Source organism: Parabacteroides sp. MSK.9.14 (assembly GCF_019041495.1).
Taxonomy (GTDB): domain Bacteria; phylum Bacteroidota; class Bacteroidia; order Bacteroidales; family Tannerellaceae; genus Parabacteroides; species Parabacteroides merdae.
In genome coordinates this window covers 101,181-119,763 of the sequence record NZ_JAHPXO010000001.1, presented here as the reverse complement: position 1 = coordinate 119,763, position 18,583 = coordinate 101,181, and the positions used below count along the sequence as shown (strand labels likewise).

Below are 18,583 nucleotides of genomic sequence, written 5' to 3'. Positions count from 1 at the left end.
TGTCTTATTCACAGTGGATCATTTTATCTTGTTTCGTCTATCTAACAATTCTTACAACCCCAACCTCTCCGATATCTCCAGCATCTTCTTGATCGGGCGGATCGCTTTTTCCTGTACTTGTTCATCGACAAATATTTCAGGAAGTTCGTATTTCAAACAGTTGTAAAGTTTCTCCATCGTGTTCAAGCGCATAAAATTACATTCGTTGCAAGCACATGTACTGTCATTGGGAGGAGCCGGGATAAATTCTTTATCGGGACTCTGCTTACGCATTTCGTGAATAACGCCACTTTCTGTCGCTACAATGAATTGTTTCTTATCCGACTTGACAGTATGTTTCAAAAGAGCTGCAGTCGATCCTACGAAGTCCGAGACCTGCACAACGGGCTGTTTGCACTCCGGGTGAGTAATGACTTCCGCATCGGGATACTGTTTTTTCAATTCCAATATCTTTTCCAGTGAAAACTGTTCATGCACATGGCAGGCACCATCCCAAAGCAACATCTTGCGCCCGGTAATGCCATTTATGTAATTGCCTAAGTTCCGGTCTGGACCGAAGATGATCTTCGTGTCTTCCGGAAAACTTTCGACTATCTGACGTGCATTGGTAGACGTTACCACAACATCCGTCACGGCTTTTACAGCAGCAGTCGTATTTACATACGAAATAACCACATGACCGGGATGCTGTTTGACAAATTCCGCAAAATCGACAGCCGGACAGCTATCTGCCAATGAGCAACCGGCATTCAAGTCCGGGACCAGCACTTTCTTGTCCGGGCACAACACCTTCGCCGTTTCACCCATAAAATGAACACCGCAGAAAACGATGATATCGGCCGTCGTCTTAGCTGCCTGTTGAGCCAATGCCAAACTGTCTCCCACAAAATCTGCTATATCTTGAATATCACCTGTCTGATAATAATGAGCAAGGATAACGGCGTTTTTTTCTCTACGCATCCTGTTTATCTCTTCTTTCAGGTCCAACCCCTTTGGGATGGGTGCGTCCATATATCCGATCGATTGGTTTGTCAACATAGTTACCTGTATTAAATGATTGTAAAATTCGATAATCACTAATGAGTATAAACCGCTATTTACAGTCTATCAACAAAGTTATCATCATTCTTTATAACTGATAATCTTTATTTTACTCCTATTATCAACTATAAGTTGATAATGTGCAAAGGTAAAAACTTTATTGATTTTCCCATAGGAAACACATATAAAACGAATAAACAAGCAGGAGGTAATGTAAAAAATTTGCTAAACAAGTCTCAAAGACTTCCGGCGGATATTCCCCTCAAACACCTGCGTTCTTTTCCCAAGTTATCCACAATCATATTATTATTATCTTATTTATTCTTTATTTTAAATTTAAATATGATGAATATAATATCCTGTTGAAACAGTTAATACAATTGTGCTATAATACTTGTCCAGTTCGTTATTAAACGATATAAATGACTTATTAAATAGATACCAACATCCTATTTATCGTTTTACATACTGATATCCTTTACTTTATAGACTTTATTAGTATTCAGTTGAAAACAACCTGTGTGTAAAAGTTAATGGCAGTTGAGCGCTGTTGATACGTGTATAACCACTGTTGATAGGGCGTAATAAATAATCCGTTATTTTTATTGCATAATAGAAACTAGAGGATGTATAGTGAACAAATTGAATAATGCAAGAACTATTTTTCATTTTGTGTCCACCACTTATCAATAGCTTTTCAACGGTATATCCACATTAATTCACTACTTTTGCAAGTAAAGAAACGATAGCTATGCGCAAGTTAAAGATAACAGAGTTGAATCGCTTGACTCCGGAAGCATTCAAAGATAGTAAAAAGATTCCGTTGGTTGTTGTGCTCGATCATGTAAGAAGCTTAAACAATGTAGGATCCGTGTTTCGTACGTCTGATGCTTTTAGGGTGGAGAGTATTTACCTGTGCGGTATCACGGCTTGTCCGCCTCATGCCGAGATTCATAAGACGGCTTTGGGAGCGGAAGAAACTGTCGATTGGGAGTATTTTGAAGATACGATGGAGGCTGTTGATAAACTGAAGCAACAGGGATATACTGTCTGTGCGGTTGAGCAGGCCGAAGGGAGTACGATGTTGGATAATTTGTTGTTGGACAAGAATAAAAAGTATGCAGTTATCATGGGAAACGAGGTGAAAGGTGTTCAACAATGTGTCGTTGATAACTGTGATATGTGTATTGAAATACCGCAGTATGGGACCAAGCATTCTTTGAATGTTTCGGTGACTACCGGTATTATCATCTGGGATTTCTTTAAGCAATTGTCAGATTAATCCGTTTTCAACAAGTACGACAACTCGCTCCGTCATGGCATCTTTTCCTTTAGGATCGTATTCGGTTTTCAGGCTGGCGCCGAACATGCCGGCAAATATGTTCCAGAAACCTGCCCGGAAACTACCTAAATAGGCTTTCAACAAGTTGTAACTCGATTGGTTACATTCTCTGTCAATCAGTTTAATAAGCAGTTTTCCTTGTGAAAAGGTCAGTTTTTTCAACTGCGGTTTATATTCCTGAAAAAGTTCTTTTTCCATCCGTTTCAAATGAGCTTGACGGGATTTTTCGTCGGGGAGTGTCTCTATATATTCGTATGTTTCGATCAGTGTTTCATAAACCATTTTGGCATAAGGTAGTGTGCGCTTTACGTCACGGACCAGTTTGGTGTAACGTGCCTGTTCACGTTTGTTTTTAAATTTGACCTGTGGGTAAATGTAGATTTCCCGCAGGTTAACAATAGGTACCGTATCCTTTCCATCCAGATATGCCTTTTGTAATCCTTCGGGAACGGTATTGATCTTCAATTTCTGTGCATGGACTCCTATTGCGCACAACATGAATATTATCAATATTTTATACTTGTCTTTTCTCAACATCGTTCACAAAAGTAATTGATTTACGAATAGCAACTACAGATTTTACAGAAAATTCATATCTTTGTGATAATACAAACAACTAAAATCAACAGACTATGAAATATTTTGCCATCTTTCCATATTCATTAATTCTGAATAAGTTGCAGCCATGCTATCTGATTGTCCAAAATGGAGATAATAGAGAACTTCAGGCTGTGAAAAGAGATAATCCGGAAAGTTGACAACTTAAACAAAACCTTGCTATGAAATCAATAAGTTTATTCGTTTTGTTTTGGGCATCTATCAACATTCATGCTGTTGATAACCTTCGTATATCTGATATCCGTAGTTTGGGAATGGGAGGAAACGGGGTTACACAATCTGTTTTGTTTAATCCGGCATTGGTGGCTTTGTATACGGATAAAGTTCTTCATTTAGAATACTTTAATCGTTATGGAGTAAAAGAACTGGGAACGGTTGGAATAGGTTTTGTATATCCGAATCCGTTGTTGTCGGCAGGTGTTGATATCTCTTCTTTCGGATATGATCAGTATAGGGAAACTCTTTTTCGGTTATCGGTAGGGAAACAGCTGAATGGCCGGTGGAGGATCGGCATTGGTTTCCAATATAAAATGTTGCAGACCGAGTTGTGGGAAGAAGTACCGAAGCAGCTTTCCACAGATGTCGGAATCTTGTTTGTTCCCATTGACAAATTGTTGATTGGAATGTTGATAATGAATTTTCCTTCTATTACCATTCATAAATATACTACTGAAACAAAATATTTTACTAGTTATTCAGTACAAATAGGTTTTCAATGGGAGATAATTAACAGGTTGTTGATAGTAGGAACTATCGAAAGTAATAAAGAACATATGTGGATGGGAAATGCGGGCATTGAATATGCTCCGTTCAAAAACTTTCATATACGGGCGGGGGTACAGACTACTCCCCTCCTGCCCACTTTGGGGATCGGATACCGTCTGACTGGATTTACAGTAGATGTCGCGACTATTTATCATCCGGTTTTGGGAGTCAGTACCGGACTGGGTTTGAGCTATTCTTTTTAATCAGGCTTGACTATGAAACGAATGTTTATAAATCTGTTGGTATATCTGTTAATAAGTAGTTATCAGCTTAAAAGTCAGACATTATATTCTGTTGATAAGTGGATGGAATATATAGAAGAAATGGCTTCGGAAACAGAAGATGAAGAGCGTATTGAAGCACTTTACACTGATCTTTCCTATCTTACCGAACATCCTTTCGAACTCAATACGGTGACGGAGGGACAATTGAAACGTCTCCCTTTCCTATCTGATCTACAAATAAGGGAATTGTTGGAATATCGTTCCCGTTATGGAAAAATGTTAACCCTTTATGAGCTTAAAAATGTGGAAGCATTCGATTTAGAGACGATTTCTCTGCTTGTCCCGTTTATTTATATAAGTGAAATAATAGTTGATAAACGTCCTATTACAGTGAAAAATTTGTTGAAACGAGGTTCTAATAACTTACAAATCAGATATGACAGATGTTTTCAACAAAAGAAAGGCTATTGTTCATATCCCGATAGTGTACTACAACAATATCCGAATCGGAAGTATCTGGGAGAGCCGTTCTATCATTCTGTCCGTTATTCGTATGAATTTGATGAACGTATCCAATTCGGTCTGGTTACAGAAAAAGATGCAGGAGAACCTTTCTGGAATGAATATCATAAAGGGTATGACTATTATTCGGTGCATCTTTTTCTCAAAGAAATGAATAAATGGTTGAAAAGTCTTGCCATAGGTGATTATAAAATATCTTTTGGACAAGGCTTGGTGATCAGCAATGACTTTTCTCCAGGCCGAAGTGCTCTTGTTTCACAAACGGAAAGAAGGACAAACGGATTTCGCCGTCATTTTTCAACCAATGAAAATGACTTTTTCCGGGGAGCTGCTGCTACTGTCAATTGGAAAAATTTAGATATCAACCTCTTCTATTCGTATCGGAAGTTGGATGGAGGTGTGGACAGTACGATCGTTACTTCGTTTAAAACGGACGGTTTACATCGTTTGGTACGAGACAGGGAGAAGATGCATAAAGTTTCCATGCAGACATATGGTGGGAATGTACGATATGCAACTCCCGGTTTATGTATAGGTCTGACTGCCCTTTCTTATTCTTTCGGAAATTATTCGATACAGCCCGATCCGAAACCTTATAATCTTTTCTATTTTCGCGGTAACCGGAATCTGAATATCAGTGTGGATTACTTGTTGAAAAATAAGTTGATCAAGTTTTATGGTGAAACGGCTTTAAGCCGGAATGGGGCGGTTGCTTCCCTGAATGCCTTGCAGTTGACACCTGCTTCTTATTTTTCCTTGCTGTTATTGTATCGTTATTATGATAAACGTTACCAGGCTTTTTTCGGGAATGCTTTTTCACAAAACTCGGCTGTCCGGAATGAACAGGGAATGTATATAGGGATGCAATGGACGCCTTTTGCCCGCTGGAAGTTGTCCGCGTATGCGGATGTATTCCGGTTTCCCTGGCTGAAATATGGAGTGGATGCGCCGTCGACGGGAAAGGAATATATGCTTCAACTTGATTATACGCCGAGCCGGAATTTGTCCGTATATGTCCGTTATAAATACAAACAAAGGGAAAATATAACACCTTACCATCAACAGCGTTTGCGTATGCAGGCCTTATATACGATTTCTTCATCCGTCTCGCTGCGGACATCTGCAGACGGTATTTGTTATACAGAAGCGAACGAAAAAAGCAGAGGGTGGATGATTGCCCAAAGCGTAGGTTGGAAACCGGTTGATGTTCCTGTTCAAACAGATTTTCATATAGCCGGATTTCATACGGATAATTATCGGACCCGTATATCTTCTTATGAAAAAAATATCTTGTATGCTTTCAATATGCCTTCCTTTTATGGAAAAGGTGTTCGGTTGGCGCTTTCTTTCCGGTGGGATATTGTGAAGCAACTTTCTGTGTCTGCTAAATTAGGATACACATATTATGCTGATCGTGACGTGGTCGGTACTGACTTAGAAGAGATCGAAGGAAATATTAAAGCAGATATATATACGTTACTGCGCTGGAAATTTTGACGGTTTGCTAAATAGTCCTAAAGCTGGGGAAATTCATATCTCCATTTTGATAGCTTTTGTAGCTTTGCACTCAAATATAAATTATTATGTCTACAATTCTTTTTGATAAAATAGTATTCGGACCGATACATAGCCGTCGGTTAGGTATTTCTTTAGGTATGAACCTGCTTCCTACAGACGGGAAACTTTGTTCATTCAATTGCATTTATTGTGAATGCGGACTAAACGAGAATCACCGTACGCGCAGTAAACTGCCAACCCGTGCAGAGGTAAAGGAGGCTTTGATAAATAAATTGTCTTCCATGCAGACAGAGGGTATTGCTCCCGATGTAATCACTTTTGCTGGGAATGGTGAACCTACCATGCACCCTGAATTTGCCGATATTATCGATGATACGATTGAAACCCGTAACCGTTTTTTCCCGAAGGCTAAGATTGCCGTGCTCTCGAACTCGACCATGCTCCATAAGGAGGATGTCTTCTTGGCATTGAATAAGATTGAAGATAATATATTGAAACTCGACTCCATTTCGGATAGTCGTATCGGGCAGTTGAATGTTCCCAATTCCCCGGCTTTTACTTTCGATGGGTTGTTGGAACAACTTTGCCGTTTTAATGGCAATCTGATTATACAAACCATGTTTCTGAAAGGGGAAGTGGATGGAGAAAGCGTGACGAATACAACCGAACACGAAATTTCCGGTTGGTTGGAAGCTTTAAAACAAATCAAGCCTAGACAGGTTATGATCTATACAATCGACCGTGAAACTCCCGTAAAAAACTTGAAAAAGGTGACAAAAGATGAATTGGAAGCTATTGCCGACCGTGCCCGTCAAGAAGGGTTTGATGTAACGGTGTCAGCTTGAAAAATTAAAAAATGGAGAATTGAAAAGCATTGTAAGAAGTCACAATGCTTTTCAATTCTCCATTTTTAATTCTCAATTTATTTTTTGTGCTTTCATTGTCTTAGCTTTTCCATCTGTATGGATGCGGAAGATATAAATACCGGAAGAAAGAGAGCCGGTGTAAACGATCTTTCCAGGGTTCTTTTGGCGAATGACCGTTTTACCGTCTAACGTGATGACTTCTAGCAAATCCACTTTTTCATTTCCGAATAGTTCTACCTGATCTGTAAACACAGTGGGAGAGATCGTTGTTTCCGAAAGGATGATCTTTTCATTTCCTACATTTACTTCTTTGTCGGCATCCGCTTTCTTGCTTTCGTCTTTTCCGTATAGAGTGGAAACCTGATACAAGATACTACCTGTCGGTGCTTGCTTGTCTATATATTGGGTGATAAACTTATTGGGGACGTTGCCGATTTTGCTTCCATTACGATAAATGTTATAACCTGTTATTGTCGGAAATGCACTTGCCTGGCTGCTCCGGAGTGAAGAACCGACTTCGGATATCCGAGTGAGTATGGGCATTGCTGATGACTTACTTAACAATGTTGTGTCGTTGGATGCAGTTTTTATAGTTGGTATATCCTTTGTTTTTGAACTGACGGTGGCGGCAAGAAAGAAGTTGAAATCATAATTTTCATTTTCATTTTCAGAAGGTTCATACAGATATTCCCACGTTTCTCCATCGAATGAAATCAAATTACCTTTTCCATTGACTGCTGGTCCTTCGTCCATGACTGCTGGATAGGCGGTGGATAGTTTAGCTTCAGCGTGGAAAGCGATGATTAGTTCTTGGGAAGCATCAATGACAAATGGTTCTTTAAGCGGGATTTCAATTAATTTATCAAAAGGTAAATTAGTCAACTTTTGTACATATTTTCGTTTTCCTTGTATGATGTTCAGCGTATAAGATGAACCTGAGGTTGGTATGAAGGAAACAGATTCAACAAGGTGCCCGTGCAGAGGTTTCAGATCTTCCTTATTCCATCTTTGTCCGAAATAGAAAGGTTGTTTGAAACCTAACGAAAGATAAGCTGTCCCATTTCCCCAGTAGATCATTTGCTGGTAAATAGGTTCCTTCCATTTGACGAGGATATTCTTGCCATCAGTTGAGGTGGTTACATCGGTTGGGATCTTCAGTTCATAGACATAAATAGATGTGGTGGCTACAGCAGACTCTTTGTTGTCTGTATACGATGCGGAAACGCTGTAAGATTGGATACCGGTTTCAGGTTCTTTGTCAATATAAGATGTAGAAAAGGTACGTCCGATCAATATATTGTTTCGATAAACGTTATACTGTTCCGGTTTTTCGCTGGCAGAGACGGGTGCTTTCCATTTCAATAGAACCTCTCCGTTTTGGTAGACCGATGTCAGATCAGTTGGCATTGCTTTCGGAGCTGTCGCGTATCGGCCGGCCAGTTGTGTTTTGCCGGTATGATTGGGATCTAAATATATATCCATACGAGATGTATTGTCTTTGTTTGGATATTGATCTCAGTGATAATAAAGTTTACCATAAGTATTGGCTCCGTTCGGTTTTTCGCAAGAAGATGAACCGCCACTCAATGTACCGACAATCTGTTTGTTTTGATTGAACAATGGAGAACCTGAGGATCCTCCTTCCGTTACAGCATGCCCATTGGCTGTTTGTTCGAACACGACGTTCCAATGTGCGTTTGGTGCGCCTTTGATGTTGTCTATACCATACCAAGTAGAGGTCCTTGCCACCTTGTTGAAAGTCGATATCTTCATATAATCCCCTGACGGATGATGGATACCTACTCCTGATTGGGCGGCTGTGTTGCTCCGATCCCAACCGTTGTAGTAGGCATTGTAGTGTTCCGGGATAGTTTGGTTCAATAAAAGAAGCAGACCGTCTGAACCGCCATCTAATGGGATTCCGGCTATTTTCTTGCATCCGGTTATTGTTCTATAAGATGCGATACTGGAGTTATTTTCACATCCGGTATGTTCGAAATGGAAATAGAAAGTATATTTGTTTAAGTTTTTTTCTGTGACTGGTATATCCAAGTCAATGCAATGGAAAGCAGAAAGGATGTAAGGTTTCAAATCTTCAGCTGTGTTGTTTACCAAAGCTCCGGAGCAGATATAGATGTAGTTTCCAATAGGCAATGTCATTTGGCAAACACCGTTTTTCTCTGTTTGCCAAGCTTCCCCCTCTTCGCAATTGATATTTACCATACAAGATCCAGAAGTGCCAGGGCCTGTATCGGCCATCGTACGTGAAACATGCAAATGGTTATATCCGTATCCTACAGCATCTATTGCGATGCGGGGATGTTCGTTTTCCGATATGCCTGCTTCATATTCGAGTATGATCTTGTCACCGGCTAAAAATTCGGTGGCATATTCTTTCGTTGGTGGATTGGTATGATGGGTAAAGGCACCAATCAGGTGTGTTTTATCGGAGCTGTAAATAAAGAGTTTCCCATTTTCCGGAATATAAAAATCTCTGAAACTGAGCATTAAAGCTATGGCGTCTTTTGCCTGTACTTGTAGTCGCCATACTCTTTTGCCATCAGGTAGGGTATTCCAGCTACCAGCATTGTCTATTGTCAGGTCTGTCGGGAGTAAAACTCCTACTTTCAGCGGTGCCCCTTGGCTGACCTGCCATCTGTCTACTGTTTTCAGGTCCTCTACGCTGAAATTGATGGGGATCTGAACGGTTGGCAGATCGCTTTTCAGTGTGTTTTGATACTTGAAGGAAGTGGGTGTTCCACCTTCGCTGATTTGTGCATAGGCAGATCCGGGAAGAACTATTCCTGTTACCAACAGGAATAAACCGATTAGCGGGAGTAGGGCCTTTTTGTTCATATATTTTATAATTGGATATAAATCTGTTTTTGTATAACCAATATCCTGGTATCCAATTTAAAGGTATAGACAGAATTGACAAATGTAATATTTATTTCTGATTTGGATAGGGGTTTTTTCATATTCTGTGTCTTATGGATAAAGTTGGATAAATATATAAAATAATGGAATCATCGAATAGCAAAAAAAATGTCCCGCAGCTCTGGTATTGGAGCCAGCCGGAGAATGGGTTTAGTTTTGAAGATGCAGAGACGATTGCAAAAGAGTTTGTGTTTGAGGCAAGGGAGGATAAATCGGGAGACCGTTTTCTTCATATAGCGTTTGTGTGATGTTTGAGTCGTACGGAATTATCTTTTCTCCAATCTGAAAAAATAGCTCCCATCTGAAAAAAGGAGGACGGGAGCTATTTTTTATTTATCTTATTGCTTCGTGTGCTTTTGCTACAGCTTCGTTTATATTGCTGCAAATATTTTCCGTTCCGATCTTTTTGTCGAAACCAGATTTGACAAGTACACGACGTACATGCTCGTTCACCCCTGAAAGAATCATATGTATGTGTTCGGCTTGTGACAGGCGGAACAGGTTCTCTAAGTTATGCAATCCTGTCGAGTCCATAAAGGGAACCTTACGCATGCGGATGATACGGATCTTCGGTTTATCTCCCATATTGTGCATGATATCGTCGAACTTACTTGCCACCCCGAAGAAAAACGGACCGTCGATTTCATATACTTCCACACCTTTAGGAAGGGAAAGGACTTCTTCGTCATGGTGGATTTCTCCATCGTCCGATAGATCGATCTCGTCTTTTACTACCGATACATGAGTCGTTTCAGCTACACGCTTCATAAAGAGGAACATGGCGATAAGCAATCCTACTTCGATTGCGATCGTCAGGTCGAAGATAACCGTCAGAAAGAAAGTTACCAGCAACACCGACACATCGCTTTTCGGGTTCTTCATCAGCGAACGGAACGTACGCCATTCACTCATATTATACGAAACGATAATCAACACGCCTGCCAGGCAAGCCATCGGAATATGTTTGGTCAACGGACCCAAAAAGAGTAAAATCAGCAACAATACGATTGCATGGATGATGCCGGCAACCGGAGTGCGTCCGCCGTTGTTGATATTCGTCATGGTACGGGCAATCGCACCGGTAACGGGAATACCGCCGAAGACAGGTACGATGATATTAGCGGCCCCTTGTGCAATCAATTCGGTATTGGAGTTATGCTTGTCTCCTGTCACACCGTCAGCTACCGTAGCGGACAGTAACGATTCGATCGCTCCTAACATTGCGATAGTGAATGCGGAAGGAAGCAAAAGATTGATCGTTTCCATATTGAAGTTGATCGTTTCGGGACCGGGCAGGGAAGCATTGATCGTAAAACGGTCTCCGATCGTTTCGATTCCCGTGATCCCTAAATGATAGCGCATGACGTAGACGACAACTGTCATCAGGATAATGGCAATCAACGAACCCGGAATCTTTTTGGAAAACTTCGGTGTGATGGCGATAATCACGATACTGGTAAGCCCGATCAGTAACGACCAGAGGTTCATCGTATCGAAATGTTCGAAATAGGCGATCCATTTGGAAATGAAATCCGCAGGGACCTTATCCATTGTCAGCCCAAAAAGGTCTTTCATCTGCGTGGTGAAAATGGTGAGGGCGATACCACTGGTGAAACCGACAACGATCGGGTAGGGGATAAACTTGATAACTGTTCCTAGTTTCAACGCCCCCATGATTACTAGAATAATACCGGCGACAACAGTGGCGATAGCCAGTCCTTCGATTCCGAAATTTTGGATAATGCCGTATACGATTACGATAAACGCACCTGTCGGTCCGCCGATTTGTACGTTGCATCCTCCTAACAACGATACGAAAAATCCACCGAGAATAGCGGTGATCAACCCTTTTTCCGGGCTTACTCCCGAAGCGATACCGAAAGCGATAGCGAGTGGTAATGCTACGATCCCAACAATAATACCGGCCATCAGGTCGGTCATAAATTTCTCTTTAGAGTAGTTTTTCAGCGCTGATACTAGCTTGGGCTGAAAATCAAACTTGTTCTTCATCTTTCTGCCTGATTGATTAAAAGTGCTGCAAAGTTACAAAAAAAGTAAATATGTTTTTAATCTTTTTTATAAGCTTGTATGAATCTGTTGTTGCAATGAAACCTTCTGTCTCCTGCAAAGGAATCTGCAGTTAGATACTTAAATAATTTATTTTCGGGTTAGCATAAATATTATCTATTGGGTTATAGAAATATTTTGTATATGTAAATTTGCTGTTTGCTTGAACATTTTCCTACCTTTGAACGTTATTTATTTAGGGGTGATTATATGAACTTATTTTATATATACATAAATTAGCATTATGGAAAAAAGTATTAAGGGTACTCGTACCGAGCAGAATCTGCTGAAATCATTTGCCGGTGAATCTCAGGCAAGAAGTCGTTACACGTTCTTCGCAAGCGTGGCCAAAAAAGAAGGTTACGAACAAATTGCAGGTGTATTTATGGAAACAGCTGAACAGGAAAAGGAACACGCCAAACGTTTCTTCAAATTCCTCGAAGGTGGTATGGTTGAAATCACAGCAGCTTATCCGGCAGGCGTGATCGGAACAACTGCTGAAAACCTGGCTGCTGCTGCTACCGGAGAAAACGAAGAGTGGGCTGACCTTTACCCTGCTTTCGCTGATATTGCTGAAGAAGAAGGATTTAAAACTATTGCTGTTGCTTTCCGTATGATTGCCAAGGTTGAGGCTGAACACGAAAAACGGTATCGCAAGCTGTTGTCTAACATCGAAACAGGTACGGTGTTTGAAAAAGCCGAAGCTATTTTATGGCAGTGTCGTAATTGCGGTTTCGTTATCGAATCAAAGAAAGCTCCGCAGAAATGTCCGGCATGCGAACATCCTCAGGCTTACTTCGAACCGATGAAACAGAACTATTAATCGATAGATTTACATAGTTTTATCTGTTTTTCGGGCACGGATTACACGGATTGCACGGTTTAATTTGATTTAAAACTGTGAAATCCATGTAATCCGTGCCTGTTTTTATATTATAACTATTATCTTTAGACTCTCTATTTATATGAATTTGAATTTACTTGTTGATGAGCATATCGATTAGAAAACTCAATAAAGTGTATCCGAACGGAAACCACGCATTGAAAGATGTCTGTCTAGAAATACCGACTGGTATGTTCGGACTTTTGGGCCCGAACGGGGCTGGCAAATCTACTTTGATGCGTATTTTAGTGGCTCTTATGGAACCTACTTCGGGTGAGGTGAATATCTGCGGGTACGATCTGATGCGGCAGCGCAAGGAGATACGGGGGGTATTGGGATATCTACCACAGGATTTCCGTTTTTTCGCCAAATATAAAACGTATGAGTTTTTAGATTATGCTGCGCGTCTTTCCGGTATGAACTGTAAGTCTTTGCGGAAAAATGCAGTGGACGAGATGCTGGAGAATGTCGGACTTTTCGATGTACGCGACCGGTATGCCAATAAGTTGTCGGGAGGTATGAAGCGCCGTTTGGGGATTGCGCAGGCATTGATTCATCATCCGAAAGTGATTATTGTAGACGAACCCACGACGGGGCTCGATCCTGAGGAGCGGATTCGTTTTCGCAATCTCCTGTCGGAAGTCAGCGAAAACGACGTGACAATTATCCTTTCCACCCATATCGTGGGCGATATATCGAGTACATGCAACTGTATGGCGCTTATGAATAAGGGAGAAGTTTCTTTTTACGGTTCCCCGCAAGATATGTTGAGGCAGGCGGAAGGAAAAGTGTGGCGTATACGGGTGACTAGCGACGAATTGCATGAGGTGGATAAACTGTATCCGGTTATCTCGACGATTCCCTCCGGTACGGGCTGGGAAGTGCAGGTCGTGGCTGACGAGGTACAGGGATATGATGCGGAATCCTATCCGCCTAATCTGGAACATGCCTATGTCTATTATATGGAAAACAAGTTGAACCGTTGGAGAAACGATTAAAAGAGATCACTTGCCTATGTCATTTATCATGAACATACGATCTGTAGCTAAATACGAAAGCAAGATATTGGTGAGGAGTTGGTTTTTCCGTATCTTCACCCTGCTTGCCGTGGTGTTTTTAGGATTTTTCAACTTTGCCATGATGTTGATGGAGGACAATTTCGGCCTGTGGTTTGCAAAATCGGTTTCATCCAATATACCCTATCTGAACCTTTTGTTGTTGAATACGGGACAGGCGGTGGTCGCAGTTTTCCTTTCTTCCGAATTTCTGAAAAGGGACAAGAAGCTCGATACTTCCGAGGTCTTTTATGTCCGGCCGCTCAGTAATGCCGAGTATGTGGTCGGGAAGATATGGGGAAACCTCAGGGTGTTCCTGTTCCTGAACCTGCTGGTATTGGCGATTGTGCTGGCTTTTAACTTTATGGCATCGGGCGTGACGGTCGATTTGCCGGCTTATCTGGTTTATTTCTTTCTGATCAGTATTCCTACTTTGATATTTATCATCGGACTTTCAATTTTCCTTATGTTGTTGTTAAAGAACCAGGCGCTCACTTTTATACTTTTGTTAGGGTATATTGGGCTGACCTTGTTTTATATACAGGATAAGTTCTACTATCTGTTCGATTATATGGTGTATAACCTGCCGTTGTTCAAATCGACGATCGTCGGGTTCAGTAACCTGGAGCTGATCTTAAACCACCGAGCGATTTATTTCTTTGCCGGTTTGGGATTCATCTTCTTTACGATCTTCTTGTTCAAGCGGTTGCCGAATGCTAGGAGAAGCCATTATCCGTGGTTGTTCCTTTCGTTCTGCATGTTCTTGCTAATGGTGACGGCGGGTTTTCGACATGTACGTTCGATTCTCTGGGAAGGGGAGATGCGTGCTTTATACACAAGTATTAACAATAAATATGTATATGAGCCAAAGATGGCGATTGATTACTACGATATTTCGGTGGAACAGAAGTCTGAAACAATCCGTTCCGTTGTCGGGATGGAGGGAACGGCGCTTGCTGCATCGGAAGTATTTATCTTTTGCCTGAATCCCGGATTGAGGGTCGAGGAGGTAAAGGATGGAGAGAAGTCGTTGAATTTTAAGCGGGAGGAACAGATTTTAGCGGTGGATTTCGGAAGGAAGATAGAAAAGGGTGATACCATTTCGTTTTCGGTCAGTTATGAAGGGAGGATAAAAGATGATTTTTGTTATCTGGATATCCCGGAGGAGGTCTTGCAGCAACCGCATGATAAGGAAATGCTTAAGCTCGATAAGAAATATAGTTTTCAGACATCAGATTATGTGCTGTTTACGCCCGAAACCTATTGGTATCCGCGTCCCGGAACGGGGTATAGCGACAAGAGTCCTGATTGGCAACAGACCTATTTCAGTCGTTTTCGGTTGGATGTGAAGCCGCTTCCCGGACTGGTTTCTATTTCGCAGTCAGCAAACAATCCCTATCAGTCCATTTCCCTTATTATCGGAAAATACGAACAGAAGAGTGTGGAAAGTGATAGTACGCTCTATAGCATCTGGCATATAAAAGGGCACGATTATTACGAGGCGGCGTTCGATTCGATCCGTGATACGATTCCGGGATTGATCCGCAACCTGCGGGAGAATCTCGAACGTACGTATAAGTTGAGTTACCCGTTCGACCGGTTTTCAGTGGTGGAAGTTCCGGCACAGTTCTATAGCTATGTCCGTTCCTGGTCGCAAGCGCAGGAAGTGGTGCAGCCGGAAATGGTTCTTTTCCCGGAACTGGGCTGTATGTTCAATCAGATGGATTTTGTCAGAAGCAAGAAAAACCAGTTGAAATGGTCGAAGCGGGGAGGGCGTGAGATCAGTGAAGAAGAGGCGGAGATTCGGGTGATGAACAGTTTCCTGTGGATTTTTTCGCAGACGGAAGGTAATTATAATTTCTCTTCTGGCAGTCGAGGCAAGTTCAATATCTCTTCCCAAAGCAATCCATATTTCCTGTTTCCCGAACTCTATAATTTCCGGTATAATATCTATTCTTCCGAATGGTCTGTTACGAACCGATTGGTCGAACTTTATCTGCAGAGGAAATCCGATAATAATGGGTGGGAACGCGAGATAAACGGGATCAGCAATAATGAGAAAGCGAACCGGCTGATGGAGAGATATTCGTTTAAAGAGCTTCTGTCTGATGTGAAACATCTCGATTTGCTGAATAACACGATCAGTCTGAAAGGGTATTGCTTGTTTGCTCCTGCCGAAGTGAATATGGGGATAAGTCTGTTCAGGGATTCCCTGTATGCCCTGTTGGAACGGAACGAATTTCGTAATATGCGCTTCGAGAACCTGTTAGATACGTTGGAGATGATCAGCGGGGCCGATATCCGTGCAGGTATTTCCGGATGGGATCGTCCGACGCCTCTTCCTTTCTATACGATCGGGCAGCCCGAAGTGACCAAGATCACGAACAAGGGACAGGAGAGTTTCGTGCTGAAGCAATTGGTCAGCAATAATTCTGATAATGACGGTATGCTTCAACTCAATATACAGATCGGAGGCTATGGTCCGAGTATCGATCCGCGTGTGAGCCGTAAACTGCCTCTTGCCGCCCGACAGACCAAGTTGCTGGTAACGGTCTGGGAGGAAGCGCCTCGCCAAGTGGATGTGAATACGCTGATAGCCGGAAATCTGCCGAGTATACTGAACCTGCCTGTTACTAACATCCGGGAAGAACGAGAGAGGGCGGTCGATACCGAAGGAGATTTCATTGTTACAGACTTTTCTCCCGTAGTGGAAGGAGAGGTGATCGTCGATAATGAAGATTCTCTTTTTTTCCTGTCCGAACCAGCCGTGGTTGGGCTTCTGCCCAAGTGGCTCGATAAGGTCGAAAATACTTCTTTTAAATATGCCGGTGTCTCTCCCTGGCGTGCCCCGTTGCAGTGGACGGCTACGACGAATGCCGCCTACTATGGCCGCTATATCCGGTCAGCCTATGTGATCAAGAGTGGTAACGGCAGCCAAACGGCAACCTGGAAAGTTCCGATTCTTTCTGCCGGACAATATGATGTCTACTATTATGTTTCCAAAGACAATGAGCTGAAATATAATAAGCAGGCTGGCGGTGAATACCATTTTAAGGTGGAGTATGACGAAGAAAACGAAGATGCTTATATAGATCTGAAAAAAGCGAATGAAGGCTGGGAACCTATAGGCGCCTACTACTTCAGTTCCGATACGGTCCGGATCACCCTGACGAACGAGTGCAAGCTACGAAGCGTGACGGCAGATGCGGTCAAAATAGTAAAACGATATTAATAGAATTAGATACATGATACGAAGAGAGTTACTATCCATGAAAAAGATAATACTGACGGCTGCCGTCTGCCTAGGTGGGTATGTCCCGTTGCAGGGGCAGGTCTCGCTGACGATCGAGAAGGCGATGGATATAGCGGAAGAGCATAGTCCTTCCCTGCGCCGTTCCCACATGAATCTGGAACGTTATCAGCAGAACTTGGTTGCACAGCGGGCTTCCCTGAAATCGAAGTTCTCGTTGAACCTTAATCCGGTGGATTACAGCAAGAGCCGCAGTTTCGATAACCGCCTGTCTCAGTGGTATACGAATGAGAGGTTCAGTGCGACTGGAACATTCCAAGTGGATCAACCGATCTTGTGGACGGATGGTGTTCTCTCATTGATCAACCGTTTCGGCTGGCAGGATAATAACTCCAATATCGACGGTACGAAGACCAGTAACAAGGCGTTCAGCAACGACCTTTACCTGCAGCTTTCGCAACCCATCTTTACTTATAACAAGCGTAAGATGGAACTGCAACAGATCGAATACGATTATGAGAATGCCAATATCAGCTACGCATTGCAACGATTGAGTACGGAAAAGGATATTACCCAACAGTTCTATTCTGTCTATATGGCACAAAGCCAATTGGCTATTACTAGGGAAGAACTGACCAATGCACAGCAAAGCTATGAGATTATCAAGAATAAGGTGGAAGCCGACCTGGCTGCCCGCGATGAGTTGTTTCAAGCGGAAGTGAATCTCGCTTCCGCGCGTTCTTCTCTAGAAGAACAGCAAGTATCGCTTGAAAACTCGAAAGACCAGTTAAAGCAGACGTTGGGGATGGATCTGAACGAGGATATCATGGTCTTTGCCGAAGTACAGATCAAGCCGGTGGAAGTGAATCTGGAAAAGGCGATACAGCATGGTCTTGAATCGCGTCTGGAACTGCGTCAGCGTGAGATTGAGAGCAAAGAACTAGCTTTCGATATGATTAAGACGAAGGCTCTGAACGAGTTCAAGGGAGATATTGCTCTCTCTTTCGGTCTGATCGGTGATAACCGACATCTGGAAAAGATTTATAATAACCCGACGCAGAATCCGCGTGTTGCCATCAGCTTCAGTGTCCCGATCTTTGATTGGGGAGAGAAGAAAGCCCGTGTCAAGGCGCAGGAAGTAGCCCAGAAGATCAACAGGCTGGAATTCCATGAAGACAAAGTCAACATTGAACTGAACATCCGCCAGACCTGGCGTAGCCTGGAAAACTTGCTTTCGCAGATCAAGATAGCCAAGCAGAATGTTGCAAATGCACAGCGTACCTATGATTTGAATCTGACCCGTTACCGGGAGGGCGATATAACTGGTATGGACATGAACCAATTCCAGACCCAGCTTTCAAATAAAAAGATCGCCTATACGCAGGCGCTTATCAATTATAAGATCGAATTATTGAACCTTAAGATACTTTCCCTCTACGATTTCGAGCACGATGTGCCTATTGTCCCGATGGAAGATTTAGTAACGAAAAAATAA

The 18,583-nt window shown here is 42.2% G+C and carries 14 protein-coding genes; 9 read left to right on the top strand and 5 right to left on the bottom strand.

The window, feature by feature from the left end; translation table 11 throughout:
* Positions 1-51: 51 nt before the first annotated feature.
* Positions 52-1,038, bottom strand: a complete 987-nt coding sequence (nadA, locus tag KTG12_RS00405) for a quinolinate synthase NadA (RefSeq protein WP_022321645.1) — start codon at positions 1,036-1,038, stop codon at positions 52-54.
* Positions 1,039-1,792: 754 nt separating this feature from the next.
* Between nadA and KTG12_RS00400 the strand changes: the two genes are divergently transcribed.
* The gene (locus KTG12_RS00400; RefSeq protein ID WP_005639610.1) at positions 1,793-2,323 is read left to right on the top strand and encodes an RNA methyltransferase; all 531 of its coding nucleotides are present in this window, start codon (positions 1,793-1,795) and stop codon (positions 2,321-2,323) included.
* Here the strand turns inward: KTG12_RS00400 and KTG12_RS00395 are convergent.
* Positions 2,315-2,920: a DUF4294 domain-containing protein gene (locus KTG12_RS00395; protein ID WP_036658054.1), complete on the bottom strand. Its 606-nt coding sequence runs from the start codon at positions 2,918-2,920 to the stop codon at positions 2,315-2,317. The two genes, KTG12_RS00400 and KTG12_RS00395, sit on opposite strands and share 9 nt — an antisense overlap.
* A gap of 242 nt (positions 2,921-3,162) precedes the next feature.
* On the opposite strand from KTG12_RS00395, the gene KTG12_RS00390 reads away from it, so the two are divergent.
* The 3 genes from KTG12_RS00390 (at position 3,163) to KTG12_RS00380 (ending at position 6,875) form a co-directional block, all read left to right on the top strand.
* The gene (locus KTG12_RS00390; RefSeq protein WP_149936058.1) at positions 3,163-3,969 is read left to right on the top strand and encodes a hypothetical protein; all 807 of its coding nucleotides are present in this window, start codon (positions 3,163-3,165) and stop codon (positions 3,967-3,969) included.
* A gap of 12 nt (positions 3,970-3,981) precedes the next feature.
* A complete protein-coding gene (locus KTG12_RS00385) occupies positions 3,982-6,009 on the top strand; it encodes a helix-hairpin-helix domain-containing protein (protein WP_005639602.1) in 2,028 nt (675 codons plus the stop codon).
* A gap of 86 nt (positions 6,010-6,095) precedes the next feature.
* Positions 6,096-6,875, top strand: a complete 780-nt coding sequence (locus tag KTG12_RS00380) for a radical SAM protein (protein WP_216945401.1) — start codon at positions 6,096-6,098, stop codon at positions 6,873-6,875.
* Positions 6,876-6,947: 72 nt separating this feature from the next.
* Here the strand turns inward: KTG12_RS00380 and KTG12_RS21580 are convergent, their stop codons facing one another.
* Entirely contained in the window at positions 6,948-8,378 is a 1,431-nt protein-coding gene (locus KTG12_RS21580; protein ID WP_240141745.1) for a T9SS type A sorting domain-containing protein, read from the bottom strand.
* 33 nt (positions 8,379-8,411) lie between these two features.
* Positions 8,412-9,752 carry a trypsin-like serine protease gene (locus tag KTG12_RS21575; RefSeq protein ID WP_254189036.1) on the bottom strand — a complete coding sequence of 447 codons (1,341 nt, stop codon included), beginning with the start codon at positions 9,750-9,752 and terminating at the stop codon, positions 8,412-8,414.
* 164 nt (positions 9,753-9,916) lie between these two features.
* Between KTG12_RS21575 and KTG12_RS00370 the strand changes: the two genes are divergently transcribed.
* On the top strand, positions 9,917-10,081 hold the full coding sequence (locus tag KTG12_RS00370) for a hypothetical protein (protein ID WP_005639595.1): 165 nt from the start codon (positions 9,917-9,919) through the stop codon (positions 10,079-10,081).
* 85 nt (positions 10,082-10,166) lie between these two features.
* On the opposite strand, the gene KTG12_RS00365 is transcribed toward KTG12_RS00370, so the two are convergent.
* On the bottom strand, positions 10,167-11,843 hold the full coding sequence (locus KTG12_RS00365) for a SulP family inorganic anion transporter (protein ID WP_005639592.1): 1,677 nt from the start codon (positions 11,841-11,843) through the stop codon (positions 10,167-10,169).
* A 301-nt stretch (positions 11,844-12,144) separates the two neighbouring features.
* Between KTG12_RS00365 and rbr the strand changes: the two genes are divergently transcribed.
* The 4 genes from rbr to KTG12_RS00345 all read left to right on the top strand — a co-directional run bounded on the left by rbr (position 12,145) and on the right by KTG12_RS00345 (position 18,583).
* On the top strand, positions 12,145-12,723 hold the full coding sequence (rbr, locus tag KTG12_RS00360; RefSeq protein WP_138272591.1) for a rubrerythrin: 579 nt from the start codon (positions 12,145-12,147) through the stop codon (positions 12,721-12,723).
* Positions 12,724-12,887: 164 nt separating this feature from the next.
* On the top strand, positions 12,888-13,781 hold the full coding sequence (locus KTG12_RS00355) for an ABC transporter ATP-binding protein (RefSeq protein WP_005639588.1): 894 nt from the start codon (positions 12,888-12,890) through the stop codon (positions 13,779-13,781).
* Positions 13,782-13,797: 16 nt separating this feature from the next.
* Positions 13,798-17,070 (top strand): hypothetical protein, encoded by a 3,273-nt coding sequence (locus KTG12_RS00350; protein WP_022321641.1) that lies wholly within the window; start codon positions 13,798-13,800, stop codon positions 17,068-17,070.
* 37 nt (positions 17,071-17,107) lie between these two features.
* A complete protein-coding gene (locus KTG12_RS00345) occupies positions 17,108-18,583 on the top strand; it encodes a TolC family protein (protein ID WP_370853079.1) in 1,476 nt (491 codons plus the stop codon).